The 20,413-nt window shown below is 44.8% G+C and carries 21 protein-coding genes and 1 pseudogene; 1 reads left to right on the forward strand and 21 read right to left on the reverse strand.

The genetic code is table 11. The features are described from left to right. Positions 1-2: 2 nt before the first annotated feature. The 16 genes from GQF01_RS35035 to GQF01_RS35110 all read right to left on the reverse strand — a co-directional run bounded on the left by GQF01_RS35035 (position 3) and on the right by GQF01_RS35110 (position 15,878). Entirely contained in the window at positions 3-1,076 is a 1,074-nt protein-coding gene (locus GQF01_RS35035; RefSeq protein ID WP_328803594.1) for a TadE family protein, read from the reverse strand. Continuing rightward, positions 997-1,227, reverse strand: a complete 231-nt coding sequence (locus GQF01_RS35040) for a Flp1 family type IVb pilin (RefSeq protein ID WP_328803595.1) — start codon at positions 1,225-1,227, stop codon at positions 997-999. The genes GQF01_RS35035 and GQF01_RS35040 overlap by 80 nt, the downstream gene beginning before the upstream one ends. Positions 1,228-1,239: 12 nt before the next feature. After that, positions 1,240-1,815: a type II secretion system F family protein gene (locus GQF01_RS35045; RefSeq protein WP_235960822.1), complete on the reverse strand. Its 576-nt coding sequence runs from the start codon at positions 1,813-1,815 to the stop codon at positions 1,240-1,242. Between the two features lie 292 nt (positions 1,816-2,107). Next, positions 2,108-2,992, reverse strand: a complete 885-nt coding sequence (locus tag GQF01_RS35050; RefSeq protein ID WP_161411942.1) for a type II secretion system F family protein — start codon at positions 2,990-2,992, stop codon at positions 2,108-2,110. After that, the gene (locus GQF01_RS35055; protein ID WP_161411943.1) at positions 2,989-4,251 is read right to left on the reverse strand and encodes a CpaF family protein; all 1,263 of its coding nucleotides are present in this window, start codon (positions 4,249-4,251) and stop codon (positions 2,989-2,991) included. The genes GQF01_RS35050 and GQF01_RS35055 overlap by 4 nt, the downstream gene beginning before the upstream one ends. Beyond that, complete coding sequence (locus tag GQF01_RS35060) at positions 4,248-5,366, reverse strand: P-loop NTPase family protein (protein ID WP_161411944.1); 1,119 nt, start codon at positions 5,364-5,366, stop codon at positions 4,248-4,250. The genes GQF01_RS35055 and GQF01_RS35060 overlap by 4 nt, the downstream gene beginning before the upstream one ends. Before the next feature lie 262 nt (positions 5,367-5,628). Further along, on the reverse strand, positions 5,629-6,141 hold the full coding sequence (locus GQF01_RS35065) for an acyl-CoA thioesterase (protein ID WP_161411945.1): 513 nt from the start codon (positions 6,139-6,141) through the stop codon (positions 5,629-5,631). Between the two features lie 74 nt (positions 6,142-6,215). Further along, positions 6,216-7,808, reverse strand: coding sequence for a serine/threonine-protein kinase (locus GQF01_RS35070; RefSeq protein WP_161411946.1), 1,593 nt, complete (start codon positions 7,806-7,808; stop codon positions 6,216-6,218). 136 nt (positions 7,809-7,944) lie between these two features. Then, positions 7,945-8,982, reverse strand: coding sequence for an SAM-dependent methyltransferase (locus GQF01_RS35075; RefSeq protein ID WP_161411947.1), 1,038 nt, complete (start codon positions 8,980-8,982; stop codon positions 7,945-7,947). A 20-nt stretch (positions 8,983-9,002) separates the two neighbouring features. Then, complete coding sequence (locus GQF01_RS35080; RefSeq protein WP_161411948.1) at positions 9,003-9,770, reverse strand: ABC transporter ATP-binding protein; 768 nt, start codon at positions 9,768-9,770, stop codon at positions 9,003-9,005. 22 nt (positions 9,771-9,792) lie between these two features. Beyond that, positions 9,793-10,146, reverse strand: coding sequence for a cyclic-phosphate processing receiver domain-containing protein (locus GQF01_RS35085; RefSeq protein ID WP_161411949.1), 354 nt, complete (start codon positions 10,144-10,146; stop codon positions 9,793-9,795). A 35-nt stretch (positions 10,147-10,181) separates the two neighbouring features. After that, positions 10,182-11,018 carry a deoxyribonuclease IV gene (locus GQF01_RS35090; RefSeq protein ID WP_161411950.1) on the reverse strand — a complete coding sequence of 279 codons (837 nt, stop codon included), beginning with the start codon at positions 11,016-11,018 and terminating at the stop codon, positions 10,182-10,184. Between the two features lie 15 nt (positions 11,019-11,033). Beyond that, positions 11,034-11,843 (reverse strand): Fpg/Nei family DNA glycosylase, encoded by an 810-nt coding sequence (locus GQF01_RS35095; RefSeq protein ID WP_161411951.1) that lies wholly within the window; start codon positions 11,841-11,843, stop codon positions 11,034-11,036. Positions 11,844-11,914: 71 nt separating this feature from the next. Beyond that, the gene (locus tag GQF01_RS35100; protein WP_161411952.1) at positions 11,915-13,318 is read right to left on the reverse strand and encodes a ribonuclease H-like domain-containing protein; all 1,404 of its coding nucleotides are present in this window, start codon (positions 13,316-13,318) and stop codon (positions 11,915-11,917) included. Beyond that, positions 13,315-15,603 carry a DEAD/DEAH box helicase gene (locus GQF01_RS35105; RefSeq protein WP_161411953.1) on the reverse strand — a complete coding sequence of 763 codons (2,289 nt, stop codon included), beginning with the start codon at positions 15,601-15,603 and terminating at the stop codon, positions 13,315-13,317. The genes GQF01_RS35100 and GQF01_RS35105 overlap by 4 nt, the downstream gene beginning before the upstream one ends. Positions 15,604-15,662: 59 nt before the next feature. Next, positions 15,663-15,878 (reverse strand): hypothetical protein, encoded by a 216-nt coding sequence (locus GQF01_RS35110; protein WP_202556835.1) that lies wholly within the window; start codon positions 15,876-15,878, stop codon positions 15,663-15,665. A gap of 153 nt (positions 15,879-16,031) precedes the next feature. On the opposite strand from GQF01_RS35110, the gene GQF01_RS35115 reads away from it, so the two are divergent. Then, positions 16,032-16,634 (forward strand): nitroreductase family protein, encoded by a 603-nt coding sequence (locus GQF01_RS35115; protein WP_161411955.1) that lies wholly within the window; start codon positions 16,032-16,034, stop codon positions 16,632-16,634. A 246-nt stretch (positions 16,635-16,880) separates the two neighbouring features. Here the strand turns inward: GQF01_RS35115 and pilO are convergent, their stop codons facing one another. The 5 genes and pseudogenes from pilO to GQF01_RS35135 form a co-directional block, all read right to left on the reverse strand. Further along, positions 16,881-17,486: a type 4a pilus biogenesis protein PilO gene (gene pilO / locus GQF01_RS35120; RefSeq protein WP_161411956.1), complete on the reverse strand. Its 606-nt coding sequence runs from the start codon at positions 17,484-17,486 to the stop codon at positions 16,881-16,883. Beyond that, complete coding sequence (pilM, locus tag GQF01_RS35125; RefSeq protein WP_161411957.1) at positions 17,470-19,074, reverse strand: pilus assembly protein PilM; 1,605 nt, start codon at positions 19,072-19,074, stop codon at positions 17,470-17,472. Before pilM ends, pilO begins: the two co-directional genes overlap by 17 nt. A 15-nt stretch (positions 19,075-19,089) precedes the next feature. After that, complete coding sequence (locus tag GQF01_RS37000; RefSeq protein ID WP_328803606.1) at positions 19,090-19,548, reverse strand: prepilin peptidase; 459 nt, start codon at positions 19,546-19,548, stop codon at positions 19,090-19,092. Between the two features lie 81 nt (positions 19,549-19,629). Continuing rightward, positions 19,630-19,848, reverse strand: a pseudogene (locus GQF01_RS37005) (prepilin peptidase); the annotation flags it as partial. A gap of 72 nt (positions 19,849-19,920) precedes the next feature. Beyond that, a complete protein-coding gene (locus GQF01_RS35135) occupies positions 19,921-20,376 on the reverse strand; it encodes a type II secretion system protein (protein ID WP_161411959.1) in 456 nt (151 codons plus the stop codon). Between the last annotated feature and the right edge of the window lie 37 nt (positions 20,377-20,413).

Genomic DNA, 20,413 nt, shown 5'->3' on the forward strand with positions numbered 1-20,413 from the left:
TTCTAGTTATGGATGACAACGACGATCCCTTTCCGCTCAAGCTCTTTTCGAAAAGCACTGGAGGGCATGCCTTTGCCACCAGCATCTTTTTTGAAAAAATGCCAAACCACACCTTTCACTTTCGTTCCTTGACGAATCAGCTCAAGATCTTTAGGTAGCTGCTCCATTCGAAGCTGTGCCTCTGTTAGACTATAAAAGGCTTGATGACCAATCCCGCGTGCATCCAACGCATCAATTGTTCTGCTTTTACCAGACTCTGTAGTCAAAATAACTTCCGTGCCACTAACCAATGATCGTAAATAAGCCGCGGCCTGCCGCTCCGATTTTATCGTAATGCTTGGCCCTGACAGATCGCTTTGCGCAGGTTCTGCAAGTGCCTCTCTTGCTTTTTGAGGAGAAATGCGATCCTTGATCGTTTTAAAATAAGTTCGCGTGATATCTGTTAATCGGATAAGCTCAACTGGTTCTACAACATGAGCGACAGCACTTCCACCTGTTTGAGTAGCCTTGAACCACCTGCTCATGACCGGAGATACATGAAAAGCTTTACGAAGCTTCACTTCCACTTGTTGGTCTAAAATGAAATTAGAAAACTTGGCTGAACCTGTCACCCCCTGAGGCAGCAATTCAGAGGATTTAGCCAGCTTTCTCTCAACGAGATCGCTAGCAGCCCCCGATGGAAGTGCTATCTCAGATGATGCGTTCGAAAACAACCTTCCAAATAAATCGGATACATGGTTTTGTGTAAGTCGAAAGTAAAGCCCGTCTGTCTCCGAAGGATTAAAGTTTCCAGTCACCAAATCTTTATGACTGTTATCCCAAGTAAAAGCTAACCGCTCGGCTGCTGTTCTAGCAATTTGCTGAAGATAAACTTTTTGATAAGCATATAAGCTAACAAATAGGACGGTAATTGTACAAAATAAGATAAGAGGTAACACTAAGGATGCTTCTATTGTAAAGCTTCCCTGCTCACCATCTCCAAAGCTTTGTCTCCGGTTATGGCGCACAGCTAGTCGTTGGAGTTGGCGCACAAGGAGCCACTGCACTGTTGTCTTTGAGGTCAGAATTGGCGTCACCAATCAGCTTCTGAAACCATGAGACTATCCACTTTCTGAAGATAATTGCTATAGCAACGAGCACAGCTACTATCAATAAAATTTCTAAAGTACCGAGTCCATCTTCCTCTTTCCAAAAGGATTTCAACCCTTCCATCATGCTTCTCATCATTTCTAACCTCCATTATTTCATCATCAGTAAAGCTGGCATGGCGACAATCACCATCACCACAACAAAAATAAGTACCATGGGAAAAACAAGCTTAGAGGAAGCTTCCTCTCCTAGCGTACGGGCAACTGATTTTCTGCGCTGCCAAAGCTCCAGGGAAAGTGAATGTAGTGCTGCTACGAAATCGCTCCCTCCTCGTTTATGATTGAGCAGAATGGCTGAAGTAAACAACGATACCTCATGAAGCGCACAACGCTTACTGAAGTCTTCCATCACTTTTGTAAATGAAACGTTCATCTCCAACTCGTGAACAGCTTGCGCCAGTTCAATGTACAGCGGCGATTTCGCTTTATGAGGTCGAACTTCTACGCAGCGAATCCATGCTCGATTGACGGTTTCCCCTGCATTGACGAGCAGCACGATTGTGCTCAAAACTTCAGGAAGTTCCATGATCATCATGAGCTGTTTCTTCCTAATTTTCACATCCAAATCACGTGTCATGAGCAAGGGTATAGCAATCGCAACGATAAAACCAAAACCGAGCAGGGAAGCATCTCCCCCAGCAAGGACCGAGAAACTCGTGACAATCACAACACATAGCAAACACATCGAGACTATTTCTGCAAAAAACCATTTACTCCCATAAGCTGATAAACTTCTACCACGCAGTTTGATTAAATTATGGTGGATCTTGGAAGTGAAATCCGGTAGTTTTTCCATCAAGCTCAGGCGATCAACTATTAAATAACTGCATGGAAATAGTAATTTTATCCGAAAGGGGTACGGGTGCGAGGTAATTATCTCTGCATATCGTTTACGCCCCCATAACAGCAAGGTGAAAATAACCAATATTTCGAGAAAGAGCAAAATAGTGATCCACATGTTACACCTTAATATTCATGATTTTTTGAGTGAGCATATAACATCCCCCTAGCAGCAACAAACTCGCACTCATGATGAATATCCCGCTCCCTGTATAGAGAGGCTGCATGTACTCCGGCGATGAGAAGGCAAGGACAGCAACAATGACGATCGGGGCAAACAAGAGTACCCTTGACTCAAAGCGTTTCTGTGCAATCATGACACTTATATCCTGAGTAATCTCAAGTTTTTCTCCAATGACAGTAGCTGTACGCTTCATCACCTCCACCAAATTTCCGCCTGTCCGCTTACAGGTAAGGAACACGTCTGTGAAGCCAATTACATCCTCTAAATGACTGCGATCCGCCAAATTCTTCAGGGCTGCTTCAATAGGCTCGCCATTCTCAACTTTTCGGCAAATAACACTGAATTCAATCACTATTAAGCAGGCCGGGTCAGGATACAACAGCTTTAGATCTTCTAATGCCTCTTGAAAAGCACTTTCAATGGACTTGCCGACCGCCATGGAGGAAGATAAACAACTTAGTGCTTGTTTGAATTGAACAAACAGTTTATTTTTGCGTAACTGAATGAGTTGTTGTTTGCGAATGCGAGGAAACATCAGTCCTACTGCTGAAAATGCGGCAGCAAGAACGAGGCTTTTATAGAAAATATAACCTACAACAAATGCAGGCAAGGCGAGCATAAGTATCGCGCTCAGTTTTTCACGAGGAGTCAACTGATACAAATTATAATCAACTAATGTGAGGATGGAACGGTGGTGCTGCGTTTCCGGAATGTTAGCTTTCTTCTCAGCGGTACTGCTGCTATGCCGGCGTTTCTCCAAGTACAACAGGACCATCCAACTAAGTGTCCCCGTCAGGAGGACAAGAAATAACATTTTCATTTAGCTTCACACACTTCTTTATTATGTGAAAACCAAGTGGGGAGGCTTTTGCCAGCCATACGAATTTTGTGCATGTTCTGCAGTGGACTGCCTGTATAGGTAAGTTCACCAATTACATTAGAGTCTGACACATTCCCTCTCTCTTCGAATAGAAACAGCGGGTGCAGCTCAACTTCACCATCCTTAATTCCAATAACTTCATGGATCTCAGTCACCTTCCGTGATCGATCACGCATTCGGCTGATATGCACCATTATATCGAGTGCCGATGCGATCTGTTTGCGGATAACCTCAATCGGCAGCGAAGCGCCACTTAACACCATAGTTTCAAGTCTGCTGAGCATATCAATTGATGTATTTCCATGCCCAGTGCTCAAACTTCCGTCATGTCCAGTATTCATCGCTGCCAACATATCTAACGCTTCGGCACCACGAACTTCCCCAACAATGATCCGATTCGGACGCATCCGTAGCGAAGCACGAATTAGTTCCCTTATGGAGATTTCACCTCTGCCCTCTGTATTGGCGTTTCTAGTTTCCATTCTGACTAGATTAGGTACGGTTTGTATCTGAAGTTCTGCCGAATCTTCAATCGTAATCATACGTTCATGTGCAGGAATCCAGCCACTTAGTGCATTAAGAAAAGTTGTTTTGCCCGAACCTGTACCACCTCCAATAAAAATGTTGTATCCAGACTCAACCAGCGCTTGCAGAACTTCTGCAGCCTCTACAGAGATACTCCCCATCTGGACCAGATCTTCCATAAGCAGAGGCTTATCCGGAAACTTACGAATTGTCAGCGTTGGACCGCTCAAGGAGGCCGGTGGAAGCACGATATTAACCCTCGAACCGTCCTGCAGCCGGGCATCGACAATCGGCGTAGATTGATTAACAATCCGATTTACTTTAGACACAATCATTTGAATAAGATCCTCAAGCTTCTCAGCACTTTCCAATGCGTACGGATATTGCTCAACTGCTCCTCTACGCTCGAAAAAAATATGCTCATGCCCATTAACCATAATCTCTGTAACAGATGGATCATCGATTAGCGGCTGCAAAACATCCAATCCTCGAAATGAATCAAACATACGCTTGACGGAAGCGTGAATCTCGTTCGATGTCCATTTTTCCTCTTTTGACGCAAGAAAAACAGCTTCTTCAATAAGCTCCATCAACTTGGCATCACTGACCGTGCTTGAAAGATCTAGCTTTTCTTTAATTTGTTGCTTCAACCTCATAAATTGATTTTGATTCATGAAGCTATAGCCCCTTCAGCATTCGTAGAATAATGTCTATTACTGATAAATAGAGCTGCAGCCATCTCATAGGTCTGTTCCGAAAATATGCTGGATGTCCACATCTGTTCTGGTGTTCTTATACTTTTCCACTCCGGGATATAAGGTAGGTTAAAAGCGATATCGCGGCCTAGCTCTGAGAAATCGTTCATTTGCACGCCTATATATTTATTCATAACAAAATGAACGTTCTGCATCGCACCCAACTGCTTATAAAGAGCCTTCGATTTATAAACATCATTCAAGTCATCCCGAACAAGCCAAATGATATGATCACTGATCTCCAGTCCTTTTACAATTCGCGGATGTACAGATGCTTCAAGATCTATAATGATGTAGGCATATTCATTCAAGGAAATCAGTGCGTCGATGAGAACTCGAATCTGGTCCCCGCTTATTTCTTGCATTTCCCTGATCTGATCATTAGGCGACAAATAGTCAAATCGCAGCTGCGGATCAAACGATTTAAGCAATTGCAGCTTAGGCCCCAGCAATCCAGGCGAACTTTTCAAGTAGTAAATTAACTGTGAAAATCTACCTGTTTCGCCCATCAGCCAAAGTGAAGTTGAACTAACAGATTCCAGGCTTAAATAAAAAACTCGCTCACCACGAAATGAAAGCTGCTTAGCCAGATGAATAGCTGTCATGGTCTTACCGCTATTTCCACTTGAGCTATAGACGGAAACAACACTGGTTCTATTAGCGCCATGGCTGTTGCTCGCTTCATTCAGTTTTTCAGTATAGAAAGCCTGAAGGCGTGTGAGCAGATTGTGCAAGGATTGAAATCTGTATAAAAATGGAACCTTCGTTTCTGCATCCAAGGAATTCGCAATCGTCTCGCTTAATATCATCTTGTGAAGGCTGGTTCTACGGTTCATAAGAAGCCGATAATACGTCTCAGACAGTAATAAAACGCCTGTGGCTTGCTGAGTCTCAAGAACTTCTAAGATCAATTCTAACTTCGAAAATAACTTCACCTGCATTCGTTCCCCGAACTCGGAAGCACGAATAAAAGAAGCCAATCGCTGACCATATTCCTCATCATCATCTAAAACATAGAGTTGAAACTTTTTCATCTAAACTCCCTCCAATACGCTTTAAAATCAAGAGAAATGGCTATACACGCCACTGCCAATTAAAACAAGACTAATCACCCCGATTACGATCGCTAGTCGTATCGTAGTTGCAACTTTCAAAGCATCATCCTCCTCTTCGTTGACGAAAAACAAAAAAAAGCACACGCCGACTTCAGAGAGATAATCTCTAAAATCAGCGGTGCTTCCGCTCGTCTAACAATTTATCCAAATTGTACCACAATCTACTGAAAAATCAATCCTTTTATTCCCAAGGATACTTCATCGTAAAGAATCCAGCTAGCCTTTTACTTTCACCTCTGCGAATACGTCTCATTTCTGCTCGCTGCGGCGCTGATTCGTGAAGTTTCGTCTCTTCTTCTGTTTCTGGAATCACGTGAGGCACCTCGACCGGCACTTTATTGTCATCTAAGGCAACAAAGGTCAGGAACGAAGTTGCGGCGATTTTTCTTGCTCCGGTTTTCAGATCCTCCGTAACGACTTTCACAAAAACCTCCATTGAGCTTTTCCCTGTCCAAGTCACAAATGATTCCAAACAAACAGAATCCGAAGTGTGGATCGGATACAAAAAGTCAACCGAGTCTGTTGAGGCCGTTACGACGGATCTCCGGCAATGTTTATGAGCAGCAATCGAAGCAATGTCATCAATGTAGGACATCAGTTTTCCGCCAAATAGCGTATTGTGATTATTTACATCCGTCGGGAAAATGCGTGATGTTTTGAAGCATCTGGATTCTCTGGCAAATCTTTGTTCCATAATTAAGTGCCCCTTTACTTTCAAGCTTGTTCAAATATGAAACATCATATCATACTTATCATGAAATAAAACAGCTATCCGTGCTTTTTAAATCTTGAAAATAAGGAAGGTTTCGTTTTCAAATTTTCGTTAACATCAAATCGATTACCTGGTAGGATCTCTTTAATAAGGGGGGACAATGCTATCTTTAATTGTTGCAACACCTCAGGGCGATCCTGAATGCACTCCCCTTTCCAGACGGCACGCACGACTTCAGACCGAGGCAGTTCAGGTATCGTGCACAACGGAGAGGCTGGAAGCGACGCCATCCATTCCTTACGAAAGTGATTTTGCATGCTGCCATTTGCAACATAATGTACTTTTTTCCCACGCTGCATATAGGAATCAAACCGTTCGAAATGCGCTCGTGAACTGGGCCGATTGCATTTTCCTGGGGAAGCATCGAGAACAACGACAATTTCATCTGCACTATGACAGAGTTCTTGCACAGAAGGATGCTCCCACTGAGTCGATACGTCCCATATGACGATTGGCTTTTTGATTGTATGCAGAAGCTTAAAAGAGTCTGCTGGCTGCCAATCTCCATGATACCCGTCAGGATGAACAGGAAACCACGTTGAGAGGCCATTTTCCCATGAAGTTATAGGAATTAAGCTATAATCTTGCTCCCTTAGAGAAGTAGCAGCAAATTTGTAGGCCTCAGGAGCTTTCAAATCACCATATAGAAGCATGTACAAGTCAGGTTCGATGGTCGGCTGCTCAACAAGTGCATTAGGAACCTGATTGGCGTTCAAAATTCTTGCCAAAGTAACTGCCAAGAATGTCGATCCGACACCTGCAAAAAGACCTCCGACTACAATTAATTTATCTTTGAGCAGCAATGGATTGGCAGGTTTTTGAATATTCATAGGTTGATCTGCATCGGGGTAAATGGAGCGAAGGCGCATCTTCACTTCCATGGCGGATTGGCAGCGGTGTTGAGGATTTTCTTGGAGGAGTAATTGTACCGTAGTAGTAAGAGCTTCTGGGAGCCCTGGATTTAATTGTTCCAAAGTTTTATGAGTGACATAAGCGTACTGACCACCCGTTAATAAGTAATACAGCATGGCACCCAGCGAATATAAATCGGAACGCGAATCAGTTTGTAAGCCCATAAATTGCTCAGGAGCAGCAAAGCCTATTGTCCCCATTTGCATCGTATCGGTCTGTTTGCCTTGTGTGAAATGCCTCGCAACACCAAAATCAATTAACCGAACTTGCGACTCCTCGTTCAGCATAATATTAGAGGGTTTGAGATCCCGATATATGATTGGACGAGGCTGGAAAGTATGGAGATAATGCAGCATATCGCATAGTTGGAACGCAATTTGGACGATTTGGACAGTTGGAAGTTCTCGCCGTTTCTCTTCAAACAAATCTTGCAGCGTTGGTCCTTGTATATAATCCATTACCAAAAAACCTGTTCCATCTTCCGTTGTAAAATAATCAACCAGCTGCGGCAGTTGGGGATGATGAAGCCGTGCAAGCATTTCTGCTTCCTCCAGGAACGATGCTCCCTCTTGCTCCATTGGCAGGATTTCCTTAACAGCCCACTTCTTTCCCTTTAATTTCAGATCTTCTGCTAAGTAAACTTGACTCATTCCTCCCTGCCCTAGCAATGATTCCATACGGTATCTTCCGCCGATACAGGTTCCAATCCAATTCTTCTTAGAATTTGCGATAAAAAAAGCCCCCTTCATCAAGTCATAATTACCTTGATTATAAGAGGGGCTTACAAGAAAATCTACATTTTTTCCCAAATTACTATGTCTTCTGCAAATAAAGGGTCAATTCCTCACGATTATGAAACAGCTGTTTCGCTTTAATCAGGAAAAGAGAAGGCTCCAGAATTCGTAAAATATCGCGAACCGTTTGGAATGGTTTCTTATGCATCAGCTTGACCGTAATAATCGCCGTGCCGCCACTTTGCAGTGCGTACAGCAAATCAGCCACCAAACGCCCCATCTGGCGAGGGTCCCAACTCATATCACAAACAAGCAAGTCAAACTCTTGATCCCGCAGCTTCACATCACTTGCATTTTTCTTATAAATTTTGAGATTAGGGTTGCCAAGCAGCCTCGGATTCATCGCCGCAGGGTCTATAGCCGTAACTTTCAAGCCGCGCTCTAATAACAAAGAGGTCCAGCCTCCTGGAGCGGCACCGATATCAAGTGCGGTTCTAGCGATGCTAAAATCAATGCCAAACCGCTGTTCCGCCTCCAAAAGCTTGAATTTGGCGCGTGAAATTTGGTCCTCTTCCTTCATAAAACGAATGGCTCCGCCAGACCAGTCAGACAAATTGTCAGCTGGTTTAGAGATTCCTACGAACAATTTTTTCGCATTAATGTAGATGGAAATAACTTGGTCAGCATAACGAACTACCGGTTCAGCATGAACTTCCGAAACAAGTATTTCGTCTAACGCAGCTTTGATTGTAAACGGCGCGTAGGGTACATCTGCCCGTTCTTCTTTACGCACTTGGATGGCTATTTTCTCACCTGAAAGAATTAGCCCTTCCGCATGGGCATTTTTTAACCAACCTTTTAAATGTTCAAGGTCCTCATCAGTTCGAGTGATTTCCCACTCTTGCAAAACGGGCTGAATATGTCTAAGAAAAATGGGTTCTTGCTCTTTGATTAATGTTAAGGCATCTTCCGTACCGGAGGGCACTTCGAATAGAAAAACTTCAGTTGGTACCAGTAATGTAAACTTGGTCAGCGGAAATAATTTACGGATTTCATCCTGCGCGTACTGCGCAAACCCATGATTCGAAGAGCCAATATATGTCGTAATTTGTGTCATAGCCGCATCCTTTATCTTCTTTAATCCAAAACCTTAATCCACGGTCGATCCTGAAACCACTCCAGAGCAATATCCACATCAAAAGCTTTGCGGATATTTTCCGGCGTCAGCACATCTTTCTTAGGTCCAGCAGCAATTAATTCCCCTTGTTCAATAATGGCAACATGCGTAATTAAAGGAATGATTTCTTCAATATGGTGAGTCACATAGACGACCGTAATGTCTTGTTTACTTAGTTCATTCACATCTTTTAAAAAGCGTTCTCTTTCGTATAAATCCAAGCCGGCAGCAGGTTCATCCAAAACTAGAAGTGATGGCTTCATCATTAAAGCCCTGGCAAGCATCACTTTCTTTCGTTCACCTTGTGACAAACTGCCTAATGTTTGATGAGCCAAATGTAGAATTCGTACCCGCTCCAACATCGCCATTGCGCGATCCAAAACCTCTTGCGGGATCTCTTGATAAAATCTGAGATAGGCATACTCCCCAGTAGCGACAACCTCAATGACAGGATCGCTTAGATTAAGCTTTTCCATTAGCGATTGAGAGATATAACCTATTCTCTTGCGGACTTCTCTCACATCGCATTGACCATAACGATTACCCAGCACGTCTACAGTTCCCCGACTCGGGAATTCGTAACCATTCATCATTTCGAGCAGTGTAGTTTTGCCTGAGCCGTTACGACCTAATAGTACCCAGTGTTCACCTGGATTAATATGTACATTCACATCATTTAAAATATGTCGTTCGCCTCGAATAAAATGAATATGCGATAAATGAATCATAACAGGCTACATTCCTTTCTTCTTACACTTCACTTTTGTAGGTTCCTTGTGCAATTTGCAGCAGCAAATCGTCCGGAATACGGTGAGGATATAGGTTCATCCCATCAGGTTTGGCGGTATACAGCGTTTGGTACATAGCCGTACAAGCAGCTTGGCTGGAGGTATGAATATAAATTTTCCGCGGAAATTTCCGCTTCTGAACAAGCCAAATGACAACATCCATGCCTGTTTGCTCGGTAGACCAACCCATATCATGATCCAGCGATAAAATATCGACGTCACATTCTTCGAGCAGCAGCAAACACTCCTGTATATTTCTAGCTAGCGTAAATCCTTGGGGACAAGGACGCAGATCATCTAAGTATACATGAATCATGAGCAGATTTCCTTCCCTTCCTGTTCATGCAATCGTCAGTCGGCGTTACTTAATAAAGTTTGAACAAGAGATATTTCCTCAGCGTGTGTACCATTGCTCCCTTTTCCCGTTTCGAGAACAACCGGAATATGCCTTAAAAAGGAAGAACTCAACATCTGCCTAAAGTTATCAAGACCGATATGTCCCGATCCAATATTCGCATGACGATCTCTACGCGAGCCAAAAGGATAAAGAGAATCATTCAAATGAACAGCTTTCAGATGGGGGAAATAATCAAGAATTATGCCTCTAGCTTCCAACTCAGCCCATCCATGGCTCGTCCATAGACCACTGGCAAAAGCATGACACGTATCCAAACAGAAGCCAATTTTCTCTGGACGTTGACAAAGCTTACGCACCTGAACCATTTCTTCCAATGTAAGACCAAGCTGAGAACCTTCACCAGCTTGATTCTCAAGCAAAATGAAAGACGCCCCCTCATAGCCTTGAGTGGCGCTATTCAAACATTGTATTATATTTTTATAACCTTGTAACGGGTCTTTTCCAACATATTTCCCAAAATGCACCACAAGACCAACGGATCCGCATGCTTCTGTGATCTCGAGTCCGTTCTTTATCAGGCTAACCATTAAATCGCGCTCAGCAGCATCTGCTGCAGGATTCAGTGGATAAGGTGCATGCCCAATAGACAACATATCGTGCTCACGGCAAAACTCAGCACAGGAAGCAGAATCCCGCACATTGAGTATTTTCGTAGATAGGCTCCTCGGATTCATCGGGAAATATTGAAAAGCTTTAGCCCCCATCGCAAGTGCTGCTTTGGCTGCTCCGCTATATCCGCCCCTTGTACTTACATGCGCACCAACATACATGACCCCTCAGCCCTTTCACGATTGACAGTTCGCACAATAAAAGCATTTGCGACTAGAAACTTCTGTCTTCACAAGTGGATGACCACAACGTAAGCAGGGTTCGCCTTCACGGTCATATACACGGCATTTGGCATCAAACTGCCCTGTCAGCCGATCTCCAACAAATAAGGGTTCATCGATATAGCCGCCATACTGAATGGCTTCGAGCAGAACTGTACGCATCGCTTGAAATAATCGACTATGCTCCTCACTAGTTAGGGAAGGCAGCTTACGCAGAGGCAAAATACTCGCCATAAAGCAGATCTCGTCCGAGTAACAGTTCCCAATGCCTGATAAAAAGGATTGATCAACTAAGGTCATTTTCAGATTGCCATTTTTTCCTTTAAGCAGACTCTGAAATCGAGCAAATGTAAAACTAGGCTCCAAAGGTTCAGGTCCTAATTTACTTAAAACCTTCTCTGCTTCAGGTATGGCGTGCATGTGTAAATATCCTAATCGTAATCCAATGAAGTATAAGTGCTGCGAGCCAAAATGGATTACCACCTGCGAAGTCCGGTCCGGTTTCTCCTCCTCCGTCCCATAGAACATCCAGCCCCCAAGCATCAAATGCAGTAGCAATACTTCCCCAGATCCCAAAAGAAATAGCAAGTGCTTCGCTCTGCGCTCAATTCTTACAATTCGATTGCCGGTCAGCTTCTGGATAAAGAGCTCCGGATCCACATTCAATGATTTAGGACGCTCAACATCCGCCCCTGTAATTGGAAAGTTCTGGATGAGTCTCGTTAACTGCTGACGATAGGTCTCCATCTCCGGTAGCTCGGGCATGACATATTCTCCTTGCCTTTTCTACCTTGTATATCCAAATGATAGGGAAAGTAAACGGCTGTGAGCAAGACTTAGATTAATCCCTCACTCGCGTATATCGGTTTCATCTTGCGAGCTTTGGTTTTCGTTGGTGGCCCTCCGTTTCTTGAAAGGGATCCTTCACGGACATCCGTGTTTTCCGTTTTTCTTACTTTATTTTTCAAGCGGCTAATGCGCTTCTCTAATGCTTGCTCAATCTCATCCTGTTTCCGATCGCCTCGGTGCAAAGAGCGCCTGCGCCATAGTTTGGCCCAAGCCTCCTCTGCATAAAAGATTGCCTGAGACAAATTCTTCTCCCGATGCTCGTAGTACATAGCCAGTTCCAAATAGGGCTCCAATTGCAGTGCGAGGCTTGCATTCTTGATATCAATCCAACGTTGCCATAGCACAACCGCACGCGAATAATCCCCTTTTTTCTTGTAAAAAGCAGCTAGCTGGAGAATGGCCGACTCATGTTCGGATGAATTCGCAGGTTTAGGGTCTTTCATTAACCTAGAAAATAAGTCTTCTAAGAACGTTTCCGCACGAGCAGAACGATCCATCTTATCCAGCCAAAGACCTGTTCGATACAGTTCTTCTAATTCCATTAGAGACTCACCTTCAAGCTCCGTGGTTTCAGATGATGTTATCGGTTCGATTTCTCCGCTTAGCAGCTTGGAAAAATGGATCGACAAAGCTGCTAACGTGACAATATCATGCTCATTATGAACGAATACGCCTTGCAAGACGGATGGATTCTTCTCCGCCAAGTATTGAAAATATAAGACTGGCGCCATAGAGCCAGGCACATCGTCTACACGTTCAAAGCCTAATCGGCTCTCTTCAACTTTGCTCAGACGGCATGAGGGCAGTGTATTCCGCCATAAGCTTCTGGAAGGGTAAAGCAAATCTAACTGTAGAAGCTTCGAATCGTCGAGCTTAAGCCTATTAAGTACATATCGATTCTTCAAGATAGGCCAATCAAATGTCCGTCCGTTGTAGGAAACGATATGGGTGAAGCGGTCAAGCAGTTCTTGCAAATACACAAGCATCGCCTGCTCTTCCGCTGGATTGCGAATCAACAGCTGCTCCACCGTAAACAGCTCGCCGCTGTAATAGCCGATGCCGACCATGAACGGCACATTGCCCGCGCCAACACCGAGGCCTGTCGTCTCGGTGTCAAAGAAAAGCAGCGCGTCATGCCGAACGGCAGCGCCGTGGTCGTGAAAGCAGACCAGCTGCTGCGCGCAATCGGCCAGCTCCCGCAGCCGATACTTGCCGTGCACGCTGTCTGTGCCGTACACCCGGCGCCGCATGACGAACGAGCCTCCCGGGCTCGTCTCAATATGGGCGCCGAGCTGCGCCCATTCGTCGTCTGCCGCAGGCACGGACGGCGTAACGGTCTGCGCCGCCCCGGTACCCCGCAGGCGGCCAAGTCTTTCGCGGAGCCCGCTCATCGGGCACCGCCGTCCAGCTGCGCCAGCAGCTCCAGGGCGAGCTTCTTCCCAAGCAAGCCAACCTCTTCGATTGGCCCGACGCAGGCCGGACAACCGCTGATGCAGCCGCAATTTCGGATGAGGCTGCGCGCTTGGTCCATGAGCTGTCCATGCACCTCATACAAGCGGTCACTTAGCCCTACGCCGCCAGGGTAGCGGTCATAGAAAAACACTGTCGGCAGCTTGTTATGCACCGCCTTAACCTGCGGTACAACCCGGATATCCATCGGATCGCACATTAAATAAAGCGGCGCAAGATGAGATAGGACATTCGCAATACCTAGCAGTGCATATTGCATGTCGTTGGCTGAACGGCCTGCAGCCATTTCTTCGTCAAAAGTGAACCAGTAAGAACTGGTGTGCAGCTCTTCTTCCGGTAAACGGATGGGACCGGAGCCTATGTTCTCATGTGTCCTCAGACGGATTTTCTTAAAAATCGTTGGCTGCGCATTGACTGTTACCTCGCCAAGCTGCCGCAGCAAGCCGCCGCTCCGCCCTTCCCGGTTCACATGCAGCACTTTCAGCTGCACCGCCAAACTCGCATCCGTGAAATAGTCCACATCAACCTGGCGGACAAAGGCCTTCTTCTCTTCATAATCCAGTTTCTCCACTTGAAATTGGACGCCTTCATGTATATAAATCGCCTCTTCATGAATTAAGGTAGGCGCGCTGAAACGATCACATTCCCCAATCACTCGATTCGCATTGGTCATATCGATAATAATGAAATTTTCCTGTGCCGCAGACCGCAAGGAAATGTTATGTGCCGGAAATGACTGCTCCATCCAGTACCAGCGGTCATTCACCTGATGCAGTACCTGCTCTTCCGTTAAATACTCTAGAACGTCTGTCAGCGACTCATCGCCAAACTTCTCATTCGCTTCAAACGGAAGCTCATAGGCAGCGCACTTCACATGATCCACGAGGATGATCAAATTGTCAGGATGAATACGCGCCTGTTCTGGCGGGCGCTCGAAGAAATAACGCGGATTCTGGATCAAGTATTGATCCAGCGGATTGCTGCTCGCGACGAGTACCGTCAGCGAGGTCTCCTGCCGCCGTCCGGCACGCCCGGACTGCTGCCAAGTGCTGGCTATCGTGCCTGGATAGCCATTGAGCACGCACGCTTGCAGCTGGCCGATGTCGATGCCCAGCTCCAGTGCGTTCGTGCTCACTACGCCGCGGATTTCTCCGCTGCGCAAGCCTTTCTCGATCTCCCGGCGAAGCTTCGGGAGATACCCGCCGCGATAGCCGCGGATCGATTTGCTGCCCAGCTCGTGGGTCACGAGCTCCTGCAGATAGGTCAGCAAAATCTCCACGCGCACGCGGCTTCTTGCAAAAACAATCGTCTGGATTCCGCTTCGCAGCAGCGTGCCTGCCAGCTTGCGTGTCTCCAAGACGGAGCTTCTACGAATCCCCAGCTGCTGGTTCACCACTGGCGGATTGTAAAAAACAAAGTGCTTTTCGCCTGCCGGCGCTCCGTTATTGTCGATCAGCGCTACGCTTTCGCCAATAAGTCGCTCCGCATGCTCCTTTGGATTATCAATCGTCGCTGATGCGCAAATAAATTGCGGCTTCGAGCCATAGAATTTGCAAATCCGCTTCAACCTGCGAATCACATTCGCTACATGACTGCCAAAAACACCACGATAAGAATGCACCTCATCGATCACAATGTAATTCAAGTTCTCAAATAACTTTACCCACTTGGTATGATGTGGGAGAATCGCGGAATGCAGCATATCCGGATTCGTCACAACAATGTGTCCTGCATTTCGAATCGCTTGTCTGACTGTTGGTGGCGTATCTCCGTCATACGTATGCGTTTTGATGTCTACTTCCATGAAATCTACCATTTCCTGCAGCTCGGCAACCTGATCCTGTGCTAGTGCCTTCGTAGGGAATAAGTAGAGCGCACGGGAAGCATCATTCTCCAAAATCTTCTGCAAAACCGGAAGATTGTAACAGAGTGTTTTACCAGAGGCCGTTGGCGTCACGGTGACCACATGATGACCAGCCGTTACTTGACGAAATGACTCCGCTTGATGCGTATATAACTGGTTAATCTGCTTATGTTGAAGCGCAACCCGAATACCCTCGTGCAATCCCGCTGGAAAATCAGCCAGCTTCGGATCACGCGGGGGTATGGTGTGCCAGTATGTAACTTGCGACATGATGTCCTGTTGCTTGCGCAGCCAGTCAATCATTTCGTTCATAGAAGAAACCTTGCCTGTTAAAGGATTCATACGTCGAATCTCCTTACCAATATCGTTTCTTCCATTTTACAGAATATACGTTCGTATGTCTACATGAGATCGGATGAATCATCATAATCATACCGAATCCCTTCGTGATCAGCTATCGCAACGGGGGCGTTGACTTGAAAGGCTTGGATAGCACTTTCTTGCATTTTCAACAAAACTTCCTGATAATCTCTAGAACGGTGCTCTTCCAAATCATGTTTCATCGCAGTTCTCAAAGCTCTTTCAATGATCACAACATCATGACTAGTAAAATTCACGGTTCCTCGCACCTCTCTCGGTACTTTATTTCACAGCTTCTAGCTTTGCCATAATAGGGAAAACACATACCGCGCGTGGTTATTTTCCAAAACTCGTATTGTAGCAAGAAATCAGGTAAAATTAGGAATAGTATAAAAAAGGAGGAATTCATCATGACAACATCTTTACCCGCCGAAGTCGAATCCAATCGCGAGCCGGATCACGAGATCAATCCCCAATTCCTGACCCGTTGGTCACCTCGCTCATTCACGAATCAAGAGGTTTCCGAAGATGTACTCCTTAGCTTGTTTGAAGCAGCACGTTGGGCGCCATCTGGCAGTAATATTCAACCATGGCGGTTTATTGTTGCCCGCACGGAAGAGCAGCTAGCCAAATTCCACAGCTTTATTGCCCCGGCAAACCGGGAATGGTGTGAGAAAGCACCTGTCCTTGCTTTGGTCATTTCCTATACCAAAACCTCTAACGGAAATAACTCCCCGAGTCACGCTTTCGATGCAGGAGCAGCATGGGGATACCTGGCACTAGAAGCTAACAACCAAGGATTAGTTACACATGCAATGGGTGGTTTTGATCATAACCAAGCGCGTGAAATCCTGCAAATTCCTGAGGATTATCAAACGCATGCCGTAATAGCAGTTGGCTATCGGGGTCCTGTTGAAGCTTTGCCCGAACGCTTTCAAGAGCGTGAAGCTCCTTCAACTCGTCGTCCAGTAAGCGAATTTCTATTTGATGGATCATTTGGTCAAACACGATAAAAATTAAAAAAAACCGTCAGGACATTGCTCCTGACGGTCCACACTACGGAACTAAAGTCCGCTATTTGAAGAATATTGAGCATTTTTCCTTATGAACGGAACTACAGGCTCTTATTTGTTCACCAAGATCCGTTTTTCAGGAGAAATTAGGAATTTAGCGGACCATAGTTCCCCTCGCGTAGGAAAACTAACCTTTTTTAAAGAATTAGCGTACTGTAGTTCCCTCAAAATCACAAAAGTTACAAATTAATACGGAAGTTCGACCTTCTCTACTCTTGATTTATACGATGGATCAAAATAAGCCGTGAACGTTAGATTTACGGTCAGTTTTCGCGATAAGTCCTTGGGTAGATTTCCGAAATTTACCGTATCCACACGAATTAATCGAGGTAAAGCTTGCAGCTGCGTAATGGCATCCGTAACTTCATTAAACGTCCCTGCTACTGAAGTTGTCACTCTGACTTCCCTGACATTCGGGTACGGGTTTTTACTGTTCGGATCTGTCTGCTGCGATTTTGTACTCTTGTCACTTACCGCATAAGAAATAGAGTTGAAATTTACTTTTGAGCTCGTTTTAATCTGATTTAAATCAAGTGTCAACTGCTCCGTATTGTCCCACAATGGAAGAGCGGCTTGAATGTCTTTTAGAGACGGACCGGCATCTTCTTTCTTCTCACTTAATTTTTTCGTAAGCAGTTGAACCTGTTTCTCTACAGTAGCTATTTCACTTTCTTGCGCTTTGATTTTATTGGCTGAAGGCAGCTGCAAGAAATAGTAGAAAGCAAAGAGTCCTAGAAACAGCAGGACTGCGAGGAAAAGAAGAAGAGACTTGGTATTATTTTTGCCCGACATTCGTAAGCTCCTCTCCTTTCACTTCCGTAGCTCCCTTAGTTCCCGCTTCTTTTGCAGGTGCAGCTTTCTTGAACGCTATTACGTAATTAACTGTATATTGCTTAGCCGTAATTGTAATCAGGTTGTCCACAATAGGACTTGCTGGGTCTGCTGGTGTCTGGGTATTTACAGCTGCATTGGTAGAACCCACTGTCGTCTCAGTAATCGACTGAAGCATGGTATTTTCACCAAAAGACAACTTGCGCAAATCAAACAGGTAACGAGCCGAATCCTCCATGTTCGCAAAAACAACAGTTAACGTCATTTGTGATTCTGATGAATACGAAATTGTGCTGATCTGAGCATCTACCGGCAGCGGTTTCTTAATATCTCCGATCATGGCTACAACATCTTTGCGATTTGCCCTCGTCATTGTAATAAAGGCTGCAGGATCCCCCTGATTTGACGGTTTTGATGTTAATTTCGCTTCAGCAGCTGATTTTTGCGCATTGAGAGCCGTTAGTCTCGATGTGTTTTGAGTTATTATTTTCTGATTATCCATATAAGTTGTGCCTATCAATGCCGCACAGGCCACCCACACCATCATGCCTAAAATAGCTATTAAAAATTTAATTTTTGTCTCTGTTTTTCGATGCGGCAGCAAGTTAATTTGCGCTTTTTGCTTGGAAAACAAAGCGACCCCGATCGTGACACGATAATCGTTAGCACTAAAATCTGTTGTCCGTCCATTCGCGTATACATCAAAGTCGACCTTCTCCACCTTTAGCTCAGAGAGAGCCTGCTCAAGCTCCTGATGAAGCTGAATTCTGCCTTGATTCACACCCGTTACGACAATATGAGAAATTCGGCTTTTCCCTTCTTGAATGCTATATTGATAGAAATTCAGCATCCTAGAAATTTCTGCAATAATTTCCCCAACCTGGTCGGATGTTAATTCATCTTCAACCGTTGTACCGTGTTCCACAAGCGAAATCGCTCGCATAAAAATGGGATGACCATTCTGCAGCATGTACACTTCCAGATTGCCACGATCTAAGGAAACCAACATGGATTCCTCAAAATCCCCTTGCTCCGACGAAATCGCTCTTACTAAGGCAGTGGCTGATATCTCCGCCGCTTTCACGTGCACCCCAGCATCCTCAAACACTTTCACATAGCTCATAATCAATTTTTTGGGAGCTGCAAACACTAGAACCAACGTGCTTTCATCATCATGGCTTACCTTAATGTAATCGTAGACAGGGTCTTCAAAAGGCAGACGCAACGCAGTTTCCACTTCAAGCTCCACCAGTTGACGCAATTCCTGTGGCTTAATACTTGGAATTCGCATTTTACGAATGATAATTTGCGAGGTCGGAATGGCTATGGTCGCAGAAGCACCCCTCAGCTTCTCCGCTTTTACCCATTGTTTAACCTGCAGGCTCAGAGATTCCGAATTGACAATTTGATCTTCAATAATAATCCCTTGCGGGATGGGAAGGAAGCCGCTCGATCCAATTTCCCTCGTCTTTTTCTTTTTGACAGTAACATACCGGACTCCCGTTTGATCTACCGTAATCCCGATTCGCTTAGTACCTAAGCCGAACATATTAATCACACCCTGCTATCCGAGTAATGTTAGGTAAGCTTTTATCATATCCGATCCATAACCGTATGAAATCAAAATGCCCAGAGCCAATGACGGGCCAAATGGTATCGGTTGTTTTCTCTTGGTGATTTTTAGCAGAAGCAGCACCCCGCCTATCAGACTGCCGATCATACATGCCAAAACAAATGCGACCATGATATGTGATAAGCCCAAGACTGCTCCACAGACTACTAGGAGTTTGGCATCCCCCATTCCCATACCGCCGCGCGAAAGAACTGCTATTAACACAATAACTCCACCCCCGATTACAGCACCTAGCACATAACTCCACCAAGCCTGATCTCCGGGAAAAATGAATCGTAAAACAATAAAAATGGGAAAGAAAACCATCAAAATTTTATTAGGAATTAGCATATAGGACAAATCCGAAACCGTGATGATAACTAAAAGACTAACTAACGTTAAAGCAACCAATGATTCTCCTGTGATGCCAAGGTGCACGTACACCCATAAGAATAACAAGCCAGTAGCAAGCTCCCCTAAGGGATATAGGATGGAAACTCTTGTATGACAATGCCTGCACTTGCCTCTGGAAAAAAGATAGCTAATTACCGGAATGAGATCCCTGGATTTCAGCTTTGTTCCGCATTTCGGGCAAGCCGATGGCGGATTGATGACGGACTGTTTTGCTGGCACTCGCAGCGCAACTACGTTGAAGAAAGATCCGAGTACAAGACCAATTATGAAGATATAGCTTTCGATGAGGAGTGTCATTTGGTTGGGTCGCTTTCTTTGATTTTAAAAAAGGAATCGGAATGGACCGATTCCTTTTTTTTGTTTAGAAGATTATTCAGAAGTATACTCTTCTCCTGCTGCAGCTTTCGCTTTTTTACCAGTACTTGCAATTACGTCAGCAGATCCTAATGTGTATGTCCCATCCTCTGTCGACAGCGTAACTTTAGTTAGTACTCCATTGGTATATTCAACTTTACCTGCGCTTATTGCTTTTTTTGTACTAGGTAAAACAATGCCACTTTCCAAATATTTTGCTGTTACAAGCTCTGTTTTTACTTTTACTAAGTCCGGGGCTGTTCCATTCTTTTCGGCAGCTACATATAAACGCGAAGCTTCATACACCTGATGGAACATAGCCACGTCAGAATTTTCTTTTGATTTATCAACGATGCCAAGAATATATGGAACAGCAATTGCAGCAATAACTGCTAAAATAACAATTACAGCAAGCAACTCAATGAGAGTGAACCCTTTTTCGTCTTTTCTTAATTGATTTAATAGTTTCATTTTTGCTTCCTCCAGTATGATATTTTTTTAAAAAAAT

The sequence above is a fragment of the Paenibacillus silvestris genome, assembly GCF_009882985.1.
Lineage (GTDB): Bacteria > Bacillota > Bacilli > Paenibacillales > NBRC-103111 > Paenibacillus_E > Paenibacillus_E silvestris.